This is a genomic window from Acidocella sp. MX-AZ03 (genome assembly GCF_027626035.1).
In the GTDB taxonomy this organism is placed as follows: Bacteria; Pseudomonadota; Alphaproteobacteria; order Acetobacterales; family Acetobacteraceae; genus Acidocella; species Acidocella facilis.
Genome location: NZ_CP110774.1, coordinates 2,842,625 through 2,856,474, shown reverse-complemented (window position 1 = coordinate 2,856,474; position 13,850 = coordinate 2,842,625). Strand labels below are relative to the sequence as shown.

Genomic DNA, 13,850 nt, shown 5'->3' with positions numbered 1-13,850 from the left:
CGCACCGTCCCTCAAAAACCGACCGGCATTATAAACAGCCCGGCGCCAGTTGTACCAGAATGCATTATGGTAAAAATTTATTGCCAATAACAATCTTGGCATGCTAACCGGCCAGCACTCCAAGGACCATAATCAAATCACAGGGACAGAAATGTTCGCACAGCTCATCACCCCCATCGGGGTAGTCTGGTTTTATCGTTTCTCGTGGCCGCGATTCCGGTGGCGCTGGTGCTGGCGCTGCTCGGCGTGCTGCGCCGGCCGGCCTGGCAGGCGGCTTTGGCCGGGCTCGCCGCCGCCTTCATCGTCGCGGTCGGCTTCTGGCAGCTGCCGGTGCATCTGGCGCTGGCGGCGGCGGCCAATGGCGCCGTATTCGCCGCCTGGCCGGTGATGTGGATCGTGCTGAACGCGCTGCTGCTTTATAATATCTCCGTCCGCGCCGGCTATTTCGAGGCCTTCCGCGCCTGGGTGATCAACCATCTGCCAAATGACCGCCGGGTGGTGCTGGTGGTGATCGGCTTCTGCTTCGGCGCCTTGCTGGAGGGTGTGGCCGGGTTCGGCACGCCGGTGGCCATCACCTCCTCGCTGCTGATGCTGGTCGGCTTTCCCGCGCTGGAAGCGCTGGTATTCGTGCTGATCTTCAACACCGCCCCCGTCGCCTTCGGCGCGCTGGGTGTGCCGGTGACGGTGCTGGGGGCGGTCACCGGCCTGCCCACCACCGCACTCGGCGCCATGCTCGGCCGCCAGCTGCCGGTGATCGCGCTGCTGCTGCCGTTCTATGTCATCACCATCTATGGCGGCTGGCGCTCGCTGAAGGCGCTCTGGCCGCTGCTGCTGGCCGCCGGCGGCTCCTTCGCGGCGATGCAGTTCATCGCCTCCAACCTGCTGGATTATGCGCTGACCGACGTGCTCTCCTCGCTCGGCTCGCTGGTCTTCACGCTGCTGTTCCTGCAGGTTTGGAAACCGAAACCCGACGCTGAATTCGCGATCAAGGACGAGGCGCTGCACGGGGCGGAATCCCACTCCAAGCGCAACCCCTGGAGCGGCTGGCTGCCCTGGGTGCTGGTCTCGGTCATCGTCATCGTCTGGACCAATCTGAACATCGCCGCCATCGGCGCGCGCAGCATCCATTGGCCAGGGCTGGACAAGGCGATCTCGATCACCCTCTACCATGCCAAGCCCTATGCCGCGATCTATGGCTTCCAGCCGCTGGCCACCGGCACCGCGATCCTGCTGACCGCGCTGCTCACCGCCATGCTCGGCCGGGTTTCGCCGGGGGCGCTGCTCGGCTGCATCGGCGCCACGCTGAGGCAGATCTGGCTGGCGGTGGTGACGGTGATGTCCATCGTCGCCCTCGCCTATCTGATGAACTATTCCGGCCTCGCCTACACGCTGGGGGCCGGGGTGGCGGCCACCGGGCATTTCTTCATCCTGCTCTCGCCCTTCCTGGGTTGGGTGGCGGTGATGCTCTCCGGCTCCGATACCTCCGGCAATGCGCTGTTCGGCAATCTGCAGGTGGTCGCGGCCAGGCAGCTCAATCTCAGCCCGATCCTGATCGCCGCCACCAACTCCGCCGGCGGGGTGATGGGCAAGGTGATCTCGCCGCAGAACATCGCCACCGGCTGCAGCGTCACCGGCATGGCCGGGCAGGAGGGCAAGGTGTTCGCCCGGGTGTTCATCCATTCCATCGTGCTGACCCTGGCGCTGGCGGTGCTGGTGATTATCGAGCAGTATCTCATCCCCTGGGTGATCCCGGGCTGAACAAGCCAGCCCCGCGCCACGGGGCTGGCAAAACCAGTGAAACCGCCCAGAGTGGCGGCCACCGCAACAAGGACAGAACCCATGCCCGACCGCAACGCTGATCTGATCACCGCCCTGCAAGGCGCGGTCGGGGCCGGGCATGTGCTGACCGCGGAGGCCGCGACGCGCCGGTTTCGCACCGGCTATCGCTTTGGCACCGGCAAGGTGCTGGCGGTGGTGCGGCCGGGCAGCCTGGTGGAGCAATGGCGGGTGTTGCAGGCCTGCCACCAGGCCGGCGTCATCATCATCATGCAGGCCTCCAATACCGGCCTCACCGGCGGCTCCACCCCGGATGGCGATGAGTATGACCGGCCGATCGTGCTCATCAGCACCACCCGCATGGCGAAGATCCATCTGCTGGAGGGCGGGCGCCAGGTGGTCTGCCTGCCTGGCGCCACCTTGTTCCAGCTGGAGAAAACCTTGCGCCCGCTGGGGCGCGAGCCGCATTCGGTCATCGGCTCCTCCTGCCTTGGCGCCTCGGTACTGGGCGGGATTTCCAATAATTCCGGCGGGGCGCTGATCCATCGTGGCCCGGCCTTCACCCAGCTGGCGATCTATGCGCGGGTGAATGAGGCGGGCGCCATCGAGTTGGTCAACCATATCGGGCTGCGCCTCGGCAACGACCCGGAAGCGATGCTCACCCGGCTGGAGCGCGGCGATTTCACCGCCGACGAAATCGAGCACCCGGCCGGCCGCGCCGCCTCCGACCCCGACTACGCCCGGCATGTCCGCGAGATCGACGCCGCCACCCCCGCCCGCTTCAACGCCGATCCGCGCCGGCTCTGCGAAGCCTCCGGCAGTGCCGGCAAGCTGATGATCTTCGCCGTGCGGCTGGACAGTTTCGCAGCCGAGAAAGAGACCGCGGTATTCTATATCGGCAGCAATGACGCGGCCGCGCTGACGCGCATCCGCCGCGACATTCTGGGTGGCTTCGCCAACCTGCCGGTGGCGGGCGAATATATCCACCGCACCGCCTTCGACATCGCGGCTCTGTACGGCAAGGATACGGTGATTGCGATCGAAAAGCTGGGCACCGACCGGCTGCCGGCCCTGTTCGCGGCGAAAGCGAAGTTCGATGCCTTTGCCTCGAATTTTTCGTTTCTGCCGAAGGATCTCAGCGACCGGCTGATGCAGGCGGCGAGCCAGCTTTTCCCCCAGCATCTGCCCGCCCGGATGCGCGATTACCGGGACCGCTTTGAGCATCATCTGCTGCTGAAAATGTCCGGCCCCGGCATTGCGGAGGCGCGGACTTATCTTGCTTCACTGTTCCCCAGCGCTGGCGGGGATTTTTTCGAATGCACGCCGGAGGAAGGTGCGAAAGCCTTCCTGCACCGCTTCGCCGTGGCGGGGCGGCGATCCGCTATCGCGCCATTCATCGCGACACGGTCTCGGACATTGTGGCGCTGGACGTGGCCCTGCGCCGCAACGACCAGGAGTGGGTGGAGCGGCTGCCCGCGGAGATGGACGGCAAGCTGCTGCACAAGCTCTACTACGGGCATTTCTTCTGCCATGTGTTCCACCAGGATTATGTGGTGAAGGCCGGGCATGATCCGATCGCCATCGAGCATGAGATGTGGGGGCTGCTGGATGGTCGCGGGGCGGAATATCCGGCGGAGCATAATGTCGGCCATCTCTACCCCGCCAAGCCCGCACTGGCGGCGCATTACCAGGCGCTGGACCCATGCAACTGCTTCAACCCCGGCATCGGGCAAACCTCCAAGCTCTATTGCTGGGGCGAAGAAGAGGCTGCCTGAGTTACAAAAGTTTTTTGGGGGCTTGGGGGGAGTTTTTTCAAAAACTCCCCCAATCTTCACGGCCAGACCCCGCTGAACTCCTCCTCCGCATAGGCCTTGTAATCCGCGAGGATCTCCGGCGCATCATCGGTGAAAAGCTGCGAGACCACGCCATAAACCAGCTTTGGCGCGGCGAATTTCATGCCTGAGAGCGCCGAGGCGGAGAGCCCCAGGCTCGCCAGCGCCGCATAGTTGAAATTGAACAGCCCGTGCAGCCGGTCAGCGCCGTCCGGCGTCTTCGCGGTGAAGGCAAAATCCCTGGCAAGGTAAGGATGATCGTCGATCAAGGGGTTCGGCTTCGGGGCCTGGTATTTATCCCGCCAGCAGGCGATATCCCCGGCCAGCGCCGCCAGCTCCGGGCGCAGCCGCGCATCGGTCAACAGCCCGGTGGAGAGCACCAGGAAGTCGAACAGGTAGGTGGCCTTCGGCGTCGTCACCTCCACCCCATCCGGTGTCTCCCGCACTGAAAGCCAGGGCTCGCCGGGATGGAAGGAAAAGCCTTCATAGGCGCAGGCGCGGTTGAACGTGTCATTGGTCGGCGGCTGGTTGAAGGAGAGGAAATGGTCGATGCCGTCATAACGCTGGGCATCGCTCAGATCCGAAAAATGCCCGAGGAAACCGGCATTTTCCATGAAGCGGATCGGGTTGATCTTGGGCAGCGCCGGCTTGCGGATGAAGACCTGCACGCGCCCCACCCCTTCCCCCAGCGCGAACTGCGCATTGTCAAAGGCCGAGGCGCCGCCGCCGAGAATGCCGATGCGCTTGCCCTGCATCGCGGCATAATCCACCGCCTCCGAGGTATGGGCGTAGCGGGATTTCGGCAGCGTCTTGATGAAATCCGGCGTGTGCCACTCACCGCCGCCCTGAATGCCGGTGGCCAGCACCACCTTGCGCGCCAGCAGCGCCGAACCGCCGGCATGCACGCGAAACAGCCCGCGTTGCACCGGCTCGATCAGCGTCACCTTCGCCTCATTACGCACCGGAATCCCCAGAATCCGGCGATACCAGATCAGATAGCGCATCCAGGCCGCGCGCGGGATCTTGCCCAGCGCCTCCCAGCCTTCGGCGCCATATTGCGCCTCCCACCAGGCGCGGAAGGTGAGCGAGGGCACGCCGAGATCCACCGAGATCAGATGTTTGGGCGTGCGCAGCGTCACCATCCGGGCATAGGTCACCCAGGGCCTTCCTGGCCCTCCGGGTTTTCGTCCAGCACCAGGATATTCTCCACCTTCTCGCGCACCAGCCCGAAAGCCGCCGCCAGCCCGCTCTGCCCGCCGCCGACGATCAGCACGTCATACACATGCCCCTCCGGGTGGCGATGCGGGCGCACCCAGGGCCTGGCCGGGTAATCCAGACAGGCCAGATCATGCCGGACCCGCGCCGCCAGCTCCGTCAGCGCCTCGCTCTTCGGGGGAGAGATCTGGTCCATCCTTGGGCACTCCTTCACGCTGCCTGCGCCGGGTAAATGCTAGCGAGCCATCTTATTGCGGGCAATCGCTATCTGCGGCTAGTTTTTGGGCATGACCCAGAGCCTTGGCGCCATCGCCGTCTCCCGTTGCGACCTGTTCAAGCAACCGCCTTACAGCGAGGCGGCAGGCGCCCTCACCCGCCGCTTCCTCACCCCGGCCCACAAAGCCGCGCTGGAGACGCTGACCGGCTGGATGCAGGCGGCCGGGATGAGCACGCGGCTGGACGCGGCGGGCACGCTGATCGGCCGGTATGAGGGCACCGGCGCGGCCACCGTGCTGATCGGCTCGCATATCGACAGTGTGCGCGATGCCGGCGCCTATGATGGGGCGCTGGGGGTGATGCTGGGGCTGGGCGTGGTCGAGGACCTGGCCCGGCAAGGCAAGCGCCTGCCCTTCGCCATCGAAATCCTGGCCTTTGGCGATGAGGAAGGCTCGCGCTTCCACGCCTCGATGACCGGCAGCCGCTACCGCGCCGGCACGCTGACGGGGGACCCCACGACGCTGCAGGATGAAGACGGCATCTCGATGGGCGAGGCGATGCGCGGCTTCGGGCTGGACCCGGAAGCCCTGCGCCAGCCCCCGCCGCGCGGCGATGTGCGGCTCTATCTGGAAGCGCATATCGAACAAGGCCCGGTGTTGCAGGCGGAAAATCTGCCGCTGGGCATCGTCACCGGCATCGCCGCGCAGACGCGCCTGGCCGTGACCCTCATTGGCATGGCCAACCATGCCGGCACCACCCCGATGGGGCTGCGCCGGGACGCGCTGGCCGCCGCCGCCGAGGCGGTGCTGCTGGTCGAGCGTATCGCGACACGGGAGGGCATCGTCGGCACCGTCGGCGCGCTCAGCGTGGCCCCTGGGGTGGGCAATGTCATCCCCGGCTTGGTCAGCTTCTCGGTCGATCTGCGCGCCCCGCTGGCGGGCCCGCGCGATGCGGCGGAACAGGAATTCCGCGACGGGCTTGCGGCACTCTGCGCCCGGCGCGGCATCGGTCAGGAGGTGAAAACTGTCCAGCAGCTCGCCCCCTGCCTGTGCGACGAGACGGCCCAGCGCCTGCTGGCGGAGAGCATCGCCGCGCAAGGCGGGCGCCCCTTCGCCCTCGCCTCCGGCGCCGGGCATGACGCGATGAGCATGGCCGCCCTCTGCCCCGTGGCCATGCTGTTCATCCGCTGCCGGGACGGGGTCAGCCACAACCCGGCCGAACATGTCACGCCCGAGGATGTGGACGCGGCGGCGCGGGTGATGCTGGGTTTCCTGGAGCGCCTCGCCGCGCGCTGAACCATCTTCCTTGCGGCCTTGGCGGACATATATCTGCAAGACCCGCTCAGAGGATGCGCATGTCCAGCCTGACCACCCCGTTGAACGAGAGTCTCGGCAACCGCCTTCGCAAGCTCTGGCGCGATGACGGGCTCTCCATTGCCTTCTTCACCCTGTTCATCCTCTGCCTGATCCCGCAGGGGCTCACCGGCTGGGTCGATTATAATGGCAGCCTGAAAGAAGCGCATTTTCCGGCGATTTCACTCGGGACCTATCTGCGCACTGGCAATTTTCTGGATGGCGCCTTCAGCAACTGGCAGGCGGCGATCCTGCAGCTGGCGGTGCTGATCGCCTTCAGCGCGGTGCTGCGGCAGAAAGGTGCCGCGCATTCGCGCAAGCCTGCCGGCCTGAGCCAGCGCACGGTCTATTGGAAGCTGCGCCGGCAGGATAATCTGGCCGACACGCTCTATGCCAATTCGCTGTCCCTGGCGTTCATTTTCATGTTCGTCATCGCCTTCGGGCTGCATCTGCTGTTCGGCAGCTGGCGTTATAACGAGCAGCAAACGCTGCAGCATCTGCCAACCCTCTCCACCCTGGCCTATGCCGGCAGCGCGGATTTCTGGTTCTCGGTGTTCCAGTGCTGGGAGGCCGAGTTCGGCGCCATCGGCCTCTATGTCGTGCTCAGCATCTTCCTGCGCCAGGAGAACTCGCCGGAATCCAAGAAGGTGGAGGCGCAGGATGGAGAGACCGGCGAGACCAATGAATAGGCCTCACCCCAACAAATCCGCCAGCGCCAGCGCCACCACCTTGGTCGCGCGGTGCAGGTCCGCCAGGGGCAGCCGCTCATCCGCACGATGCGCGTTGGCTTCCTCGATGCTGCGCGGCCCGGCACCGTAGAGCACGATCGGCACGCCGGCGGCGGCGTAATGGCGGGCATCGGTGTAAAGCGGCACGCCGGTGGTGCCGATTTGCTCGCCGTAAATCTCCGTGGCGCGGCGGCTCAACGCCTCTGCCAAGCGCTCGCTCCCCGGCAGCGGGGTGAGCGGGAGCGCCAGCAGCACCTGGCGGATCTCCACCCGCGCCCCTGCAACCTCCGTCACCGCGCGCTCGATCAGCGCGCGCAAGCCCGCCTCCACCGCCGCCGGGTCTTCGTCCGGGGTGATCCGCCGGTCCAGGCGCAGCGTGATCTTGTCCGGCACCACATTGGTGTTGATACCGCCGGAGATCAGCCCCACGGTGAGCCCCGGCGCGCCGATGCCGGGAATGGCGGAGGGCTGGCCGCGCAGGCGCGCCCGCTCGACATAGAGCGCGTTGAGCACGCAGGTTGCCGCCTGCAGCGCGTCGATCCCGGTTTCCGGCTTCGCCGCATGGGCGGAGCGGCCCAGCACCGTCACCTCCAGATGCAGGCAGCCATTATGCGCGGTGACGACATTGTAGGAAAACCCAGCGGCGATCGCCGCATCCGGCTTGGAAATCCCCTCCGCCAGCAGCCAGCCCGGGCCGATCTCCCCGCCCGTCTCTTCATCATAGGTAATATGCAGCTCGATCGTACCCTTCAGCGCCAGCTTGCTCTCCTTCAGCGCCTTCAGCGCGAAAGCGTAGGAGGCGATGTCGGATTTGGAGACGGCGGCGCCGCGCCCATACATCCAGCCGTCGCGGATCTCCGCACCGTACGGGTCCGCGCTCCAGCCCTCGCCGGGCGGCACCACGTCACCATGCGCGTTGAGCGCGATGGTCGGGCCGGGGCCGAAGCCGTGGCGGACGATGAGATTGGTGCAGCTGACCATGCCATGCGCCCGCACCAGCGCCTCTGGGACCACATGACGTTCCACGTGGAACCCTAACCGCTCCAGCAGCGCCGCTGTCATCGCCGCGTGCGGGGCGCAGTCCCCGGACGGGTTGTCGGACGGGTGGCGGACCAGTTCGGCGAGAAACTCCTCCCGGCTGGCATCATGCATATCGATCAGATCGGTCAGGCTCTTCATCATCTCAGTCCCGGTTGCGCCCTTGGGCTATCAGCGCCACTATGCGGGGGTGAGTGATTTTCGCCAAGCGTGTCGCGAAATCCCCGGAGGTCGACATGATCGCTGAGTCCGGCCCGTATCTCGGCCTGTTCGAGCATTCCCCCTGGGTGGTGGAACGGGCCTTCACAACCTCTCCCTTTCCGGACAAGGCCAGCCTGCACGCCGCCTTGGTGGCGGTGGTGGCGGACGCATCGGAGGCCGAGCAGCTGGCGCTGATCCGCGCCCATCCCGAGCTTGGCGCAGGCCAGGCGGACCTCACCGCCGCCTCCCAGGCCGAGCAGCAAGGGGCAGGGTTGCGGGCGCTGAGCGCCGAGGAATTCGCCCGCTTCACCGCGCTGAACGCCGCCTACCGGGGAAAATTCGGCTTTCCCTTCATCATCTGCGTGCGGCTGCAGCCCGGCAAGGCGGCCATTCTGGAAGCCTTCGCCAAGCGGCTTGAACATGACCCTGTCACGGAAAAGGAAACCGCCTTGCGCGAAATCGGCCATATCACCTGGTTGCGGCTACAGGACATCACGCCATGAAGGGCCTCACCACCCATGTGCTGGATGTCGTCCAGGGCTGCGGCGCGGCGGGGATGCAGGTGGAGCTGCACGCGCCGGGCGGGGCGGTGACCGCGGTGACGCTGGATGAAGGCGGGCGCGCCTGCCTGGCCGAAACCCTCGTCGCCGGCGCCTATGAGCTGCGTTTCCACGCCGCCTTCTATCGCAGGGCGGCCGAGTTTTACGACATCATCCCGGTGCGCATTCTGGTGCATGAGCCCGCGCGCCATTACCATGTCCCTTTGATATTGAGCGCCTATGGCTATTCCACCTATCGCGGCGGCTAACAGCCCCGCCTACCCGCGTGACCTTCCCGGCTATGCCGGCCACCCGCCGCGCGTCACCTGGCCGGGCGGGGCCAAACTCGCACTCAGCTTCGTGCTGAATTACGAGGAGGGCGCGGAAAACTCCGTGCTGCACGGCGATGAAGGGGCGGAGACCTTCCTCTCCGAGATTGTCGGCGCCGCCCCGGTGCCGGGAATGCGCCATCATTCCATGGAAAGCCTCTATGATTACGGGGCACGGGCCGGGTTCTGGCGCATCCGCAAGCTGTTCGAGGCGCACGGGCTGCCGCTCACCGTGTATGGCGTGGCGATGGCGATGCAGCGCAACCCGGAGGCGGTGGAGGCGATGCTGAAATCCGGCTGGGAGATCGCCAGCCACGGCTATCGCTGGATCAATTACCAATATGTGCCGGAAGAGATCGAGCGCGACCATATGCAGCGCGCCATCGAGATCATCACCGCGCTTACCGGCCATCGCCCGCTCGGCTGGTACACCGGCCGCACCAGCCCCAACACCGCGCGGCTGGTGGTCGAGGAAGGCGGTTTTGTGTATGACGCGGATTCTTACGCGGATGATGTGCCGTATTACGACACCACATGGGGCAAGCCGCAGCTGATCCTGCCCTACACGCTGGACACCAACGATATGCGCTTCGCCGCGGTGCAGGGCTTCAATACCGGCGCGCATTTCGTCACCTACATCAAGGACGCCATCGACGCGCTGCGGCTGGAAGGCGAAACCAGCCCGAAAATGCTCTCCATCGGGCTGCATTGCCGCATCATCGGCCGGCCGGGGCGCATCGGCGCGCTGCGGCAGATTCTGGATTATGTCGCCTCCCTGCCGGATGTCTGGGTGGCGCGCAGGATCGAGATTGCCGGGAATGGCAGCGCCAGGTGCCGCCGCCGGAAGCGTGAGGATTTGATATATATCTTGGCGGTATCCCCGCGCCGGGTTAGCTCGCCGGCATGAGTGACCGCATGGATCCGCGCCTGATGCGCGAAGGCAAGCGCGCCCGGGGCGCGCTCTATGGCAGCATCGGGCTGGGGCTGCTCTCCGCCTGGGTGGTGATCGGCCAATCCGTGCTGCTGGCCAAGCTGGTCACCGCCATCTCCTTCCTGCATCAGCCGCTGAGCCGGCTGGAGACGCCGCTTTTGCTGCTGGCCCTGCTGTTCGGGCTGCGCGCACTGCTCACCTATGGCGCCGAGCGCCTGGCCAGCCGCGCCTGCCTGACCATCAAAACCGGGCTGCGCGCCGCCTTGCTGGAGCGGCTATTCGCGCGCGGCCCGGCCGAGGGGGCGGCCAGCGCCGAGCACGCCACCGTGCTGCTGGACGGGGTGGAGGCGCTGGAGCCCTATTTCGCCCGCTATCTGCCGCAGATGTATCTCTGCGTCGCGGTGCCGCTGGCCATCCTCGCCTTCGTGTTCTCGCTGGACTGGATCAGCGGGCTGGTGCTGCTGGTCGCGGGGCCGTTGATCCCGCTCTTCATGGTGTTTGTCGGCTACCGGGCGGAGGCGATCAATCAGCGCCAATGGCTGAAGCTGCTGGCGCTGGGTACGCATTTCCTGGATGTGCTGCAGGGGCTCACCACGCTGAAGCTGTTTGGCCGGGCGCGCGACGAGATCGCCATCATCGCCCGGATTTCGGACGATTATCGCCGCACCACCATGGATGGCTTACGCATCGCCTTTCTCACCAGCGCGGTGCTGGAGTTTTTCGCCTCGCTGGCGATCGCGCTGGTGGCGGTTTTGTTCGGGGCGCGGCTGATCCACGGGCATTTCGATTTCTACCCGGCCTTTCTGGTGCTGCTGCTGGCCCCGGAATATTTCGTGCCGCTGCGCGGGCTTTCGGTGCATTACCATGCCAGGATGAGCGCGATTGCCGCCGCGCGGCAGATTTTCGGCCTTCTGGACGCGCCCGTGCCCGCGCGCGGCAGCGCCGCGCTGGCGCCGGCTGAGGAATATGAGATGGCCTGCGAAAAGCTGAGCTTCGCCTATGACGGGCGTGTTGTGCTGCAGGATGTCACCGCCCGTTTTCCCGCCGGCAGCACAACAGTGATTGTCGGTGCCAGCGGCACCGGCAAGACCACGCTCTCGCGCCTGCTGCTCGGGTTTCTCACCCCAGCGCCGGGCGAATTCTGGTGAATGGGCAGGATCTGGCCGAGATCGACCCGGAGAGCTGGTGGCGGGCCCTGGCCTGGGTGCCGCAAAGCCCGCGCCTGTTCAAAGGCAGTGTCGAGGATAATCTGGCGCTGGGCCTGCCCGCGCGGGATTTCGCGGGGCTGCGCAACGCCGCCGCGCGCGCCCATGCCTATAATTTCATTCAGAGCCTGCCCGGCCAGTTCGGCGCGGCGATCGACGAGGGCGGCGCCAATATCTCCGGCGGCGAGACCCAGCGCCTGGCCCTGGCCCGCGCCTATGCCCGGCAGGCGAAGCTGCTGATTTTGGACGAGGCCACCGCCAGCCTGGATGCGGGGACCGAGGCGGCGATCCTGGACTCGATGGAGCAGGGGGCGGGTGTGACCGCCATCATCATCGCGCACCGGCTGACCCTGGCCGAACGGGCGGATCAAATTCTGGTGCTGCAGGAGGGCCGGCTGGTGCAGGCCGGCACCCATGCGAGCCTGGCTGCAATCCCCGGCCCCTATCGGGACATGCTGCGGACCCGGGAGGCGGCCTATGTCTGACATCTGGCGCCTGATCCGCCTGACCGCGCCGCGCAAGGGCTGGATGCTGGCGGGTCTTGGGCTGGCCACCCTCACCTTGCTGGCGAATTTCGGGTTGCTCGCCCTCTCCGGCTGGTTCCTCGCCGCCACCGCCATCGCCGGCCTGGCCGGTTTTGCGGCGCAGAACGCCTTTAATTTCTTCACCCCCTCGGCGATGGTGCGGTTTTTCGCGACGCTGCGGGTGGCCTCGCGCTATGCCGAGCGGCTGGTGACGCATGAGGCCACTTTCCGGCTGCTGGCGGATCTGCGGGTCTGGTTCTACACGCGGCTGGAGCCGCTGGCCCCGCCGCCTTGCAGGGCCAGCGCAGCGCGGATCTGCTGGGGCGCATCGTCTCCGATATCGACACGCTGAATTTGTTCTATCTGCGGGTGTTCGTGCCGGTGCTGACCGCTCTGGCGGCCGCGCTGCTGATGGCTTCGTTCTTCGCGTTTTTCTCGGTGCCGGCGGCGCTGGCGCTGATCCTCGGGCTGGGCTTGAACGGCGCCCTCGCCCCGGTGCTGACGGCGCGGCTTGGCGCCGGGCCGGGGGCGGCGATCACCCGGCTGAATGCGGGTTTGCGGGCCGAATATGTCGAGGCGCTGCAAGGCATGGGGGAGCTGCTGGTGAGCGGCGCGGCGCCCGCGATGCAGGCCCGCGCGGCGGCGCTGAATGAAGAGCTGGCGGCCGCCCAGGCGCGGCTGGGTGGTGTCGCCGCGTTGGGGGCATCCCTCTCCGGGCTGGCGGCGAATGCGACGCTGCTGGCGGTGCTGGTGTTCGGCGCGCGCCGCTTTGAGGCGGGCGGGCTTGGCGCCGCCCAGGTGCCGATGCTGCTGCTCGGCGCCATGGCCGCCTTCGAGGCCACCGCCCCGCTTCCCGGGGCGCTGAATTATCTCGGCCAGATCAAAACCGCCGCACGGCGCATTTTCGCGCTGGCGGACCAGATGCCGCCGATCAGCCCGCCCGCCACCGCCGCCCCGGCGTTGCAGCGCTACGATCTGGAGCTGGCGGGGGTCGATCTGGCTTATGATGGCGGCCGCAAGGTGCTGGATGGGTTCAGCCTGAGCCTGCCGCAGGGGCGGCATGTCGGGATTGTCGGCGTCTCCGGGTCAGGCAAATCCACGCTGATCAATCTGCTGCTGCGCTTTCATGAATATCAGGCGGGGACGGCGCGGTTTGGCGGGGTGGATCTGCGGGCATTTTCCAGCGCGCAGATGGCGCGCCATGCCACCATCATCTCCCAGCGCAGCCATCTGTTTCATACCAGCATCCGGGATAATCTGCTGCTGGCCAATGGTGCGGCGGATGAGGCGGCACTCTGGCACGCGCTGGAGGTGGCGCAGCTGGCGGATTTCGTGCGCGGGCTGGCGCAGGGGCTGGATCATCTGGTGGGCGAAGGCGGGGCCAGCCTGTCCGGTGGGCAGGCAAGGCGCATCGCGCTGGCCCGCGCCGTGCTCAAGCCGGCGCCGTTGCTGATCCTGGACGAGCCGACCGAGGAGCTGGATGTGGAGACCGAGCGCGCCTTCCTGGCCGATCTGGCCCCGCTGCTGGCCGGGCGCAGCGTGCTCTACATCACCCACCGCCCGGCCGGGCTGGCGCTGATGGATGAGGTGTATGAGCTGCGGGACGGCAAGGCGCTGCGCCAGCGTTAGGCCCCGATCAACATTCACCCAGCCATTATCTCGATCCCTAGCGTCTTCGTCGTTTGACTGGGGGGTCAAGGGCGCGCGGCTTTGCCGCGCGGCGCCGCAGGCGCCGTTTACCCCTTGATGCCCCAGGCAAAAGACGAAACCCTGAAATGATCGAAACAATGCTGATCCTTCAACGCGTTGAAGCCGAAAGGCCAATCTCCAAGAGCCCAACGGCGCGGAACGCCTGAAAACCGCGCGCCATGCCCGCAGCGAAGGTCAGCAATTCACCGCAATCCTCCGGCCCTGCCCGCTCTCCACCCGGAATTTGACAGAGATCAAGCCGCGTTTTGCCGGCA

The 13,850-nt window shown here is 66.4% G+C and carries 11 protein-coding genes and 2 pseudogenes; 10 read left to right on the top strand and 3 right to left on the bottom strand.

The genetic code is table 11. The annotated features are described in order from the left end of the window. Nucleotides 1-204: 204 nt before the first annotated feature. Together GT370_RS15810 and dld are read left to right on the top strand one after the other, a co-directional pair. On the top strand, nucleotides 205-1,758 hold the full coding sequence (locus GT370_RS15810; RefSeq protein WP_270183361.1) for an L-lactate permease: 1,554 nt from the start codon (nucleotides 205-207) through the stop codon (nucleotides 1,756-1,758). Between the two features lie 81 nt (nucleotides 1,759-1,839). After that, nucleotides 1,840-3,551 (top strand): annotated as a pseudogene (dld, locus tag GT370_RS15805) (D-lactate dehydrogenase). A 56-nt stretch (nucleotides 3,552-3,607) separates the two neighbouring features. Here the strand turns inward: dld and GT370_RS15800 are convergent. Together GT370_RS15800 and GT370_RS15795 are read right to left on the bottom strand one after the other, a co-directional pair. Beyond that, nucleotides 3,608-4,765 carry an NAD(P)-binding domain-containing protein gene (locus tag GT370_RS15800; RefSeq protein ID WP_270183360.1) on the bottom strand — a complete coding sequence of 386 codons (1,158 nt, stop codon included), beginning with the start codon at nucleotides 4,763-4,765 and terminating at the stop codon, nucleotides 3,608-3,610. Further along, entirely contained in the window at nucleotides 4,762-5,019 is a 258-nt protein-coding gene (locus tag GT370_RS15795) for a hypothetical protein (RefSeq protein WP_270183359.1), read from the bottom strand. The genes GT370_RS15800 and GT370_RS15795 overlap by 4 nt, the downstream gene beginning before the upstream one ends. Before the next feature lie 91 nt (nucleotides 5,020-5,110). Between GT370_RS15795 and GT370_RS15790 the strand changes: the two genes are divergently transcribed. Both GT370_RS15790 and GT370_RS15785 read left to right on the top strand, forming a co-directional pair. Continuing rightward, the gene (locus tag GT370_RS15790; protein ID WP_008494814.1) at nucleotides 5,111-6,334 is read left to right on the top strand and encodes an allantoate amidohydrolase; all 1,224 of its coding nucleotides are present in this window, start codon (nucleotides 5,111-5,113) and stop codon (nucleotides 6,332-6,334) included. A gap of 59 nt (nucleotides 6,335-6,393) precedes the next feature. Next, the gene (locus GT370_RS15785; protein WP_008494813.1) at nucleotides 6,394-7,080 is read left to right on the top strand and encodes a DUF6766 family protein; all 687 of its coding nucleotides are present in this window, start codon (nucleotides 6,394-6,396) and stop codon (nucleotides 7,078-7,080) included. Between the two features lie 3 nt (nucleotides 7,081-7,083). On the opposite strand, the gene GT370_RS15780 is transcribed toward GT370_RS15785, so the two are convergent. Beyond that, nucleotides 7,084-8,301 carry a M20/M25/M40 family metallo-hydrolase gene (locus GT370_RS15780; RefSeq protein ID WP_008494812.1) on the bottom strand — a complete coding sequence of 406 codons (1,218 nt, stop codon included), beginning with the start codon at nucleotides 8,299-8,301 and terminating at the stop codon, nucleotides 7,084-7,086. Between the two features lie 50 nt (nucleotides 8,302-8,351). Between GT370_RS15780 and uraD the strand changes: the two genes are divergently transcribed. From uraD to cydC, 6 genes and pseudogenes are all read left to right on the top strand, one after another. Next, entirely contained in the window at nucleotides 8,352-8,861 is a 510-nt protein-coding gene (uraD, locus tag GT370_RS15775; RefSeq protein ID WP_008494811.1) for a 2-oxo-4-hydroxy-4-carboxy-5-ureidoimidazoline decarboxylase, read from the top strand. Beyond that, entirely contained in the window at nucleotides 8,858-9,166 is a 309-nt protein-coding gene (locus GT370_RS15770) for a hydroxyisourate hydrolase (RefSeq protein WP_008494810.1), read from the top strand. The genes uraD and GT370_RS15770 overlap by 4 nt, the downstream gene beginning before the upstream one ends. Then, on the top strand, nucleotides 9,138-10,133 hold the full coding sequence (gene puuE, locus GT370_RS15765; RefSeq protein ID WP_270183358.1) for an allantoinase PuuE: 996 nt from the start codon (nucleotides 9,138-9,140) through the stop codon (nucleotides 10,131-10,133). Before GT370_RS15770 ends, puuE begins: the two co-directional genes overlap by 29 nt. Further along, nucleotides 10,130-11,847 (top strand): annotated as a pseudogene (cydD, locus tag GT370_RS15760) (thiol reductant ABC exporter subunit CydD). Before puuE ends, cydD begins: the two are co-directional and overlap by 4 nt. Next, a complete protein-coding gene (locus GT370_RS15750; RefSeq protein ID WP_270183355.1) occupies nucleotides 11,840-12,238 on the top strand; it encodes a hypothetical protein in 399 nt (132 codons plus the stop codon). Before cydD ends, GT370_RS15750 begins: the two are co-directional and overlap by 8 nt. Continuing rightward, entirely contained in the window at nucleotides 12,178-13,515 is a 1,338-nt protein-coding gene (gene cydC / locus GT370_RS15745; RefSeq protein ID WP_270183354.1) for a thiol reductant ABC exporter subunit CydC, read from the top strand. The genes GT370_RS15750 and cydC overlap by 61 nt, the downstream gene beginning before the upstream one ends. Nucleotides 13,516-13,850 lie beyond the last annotated feature (335 nt).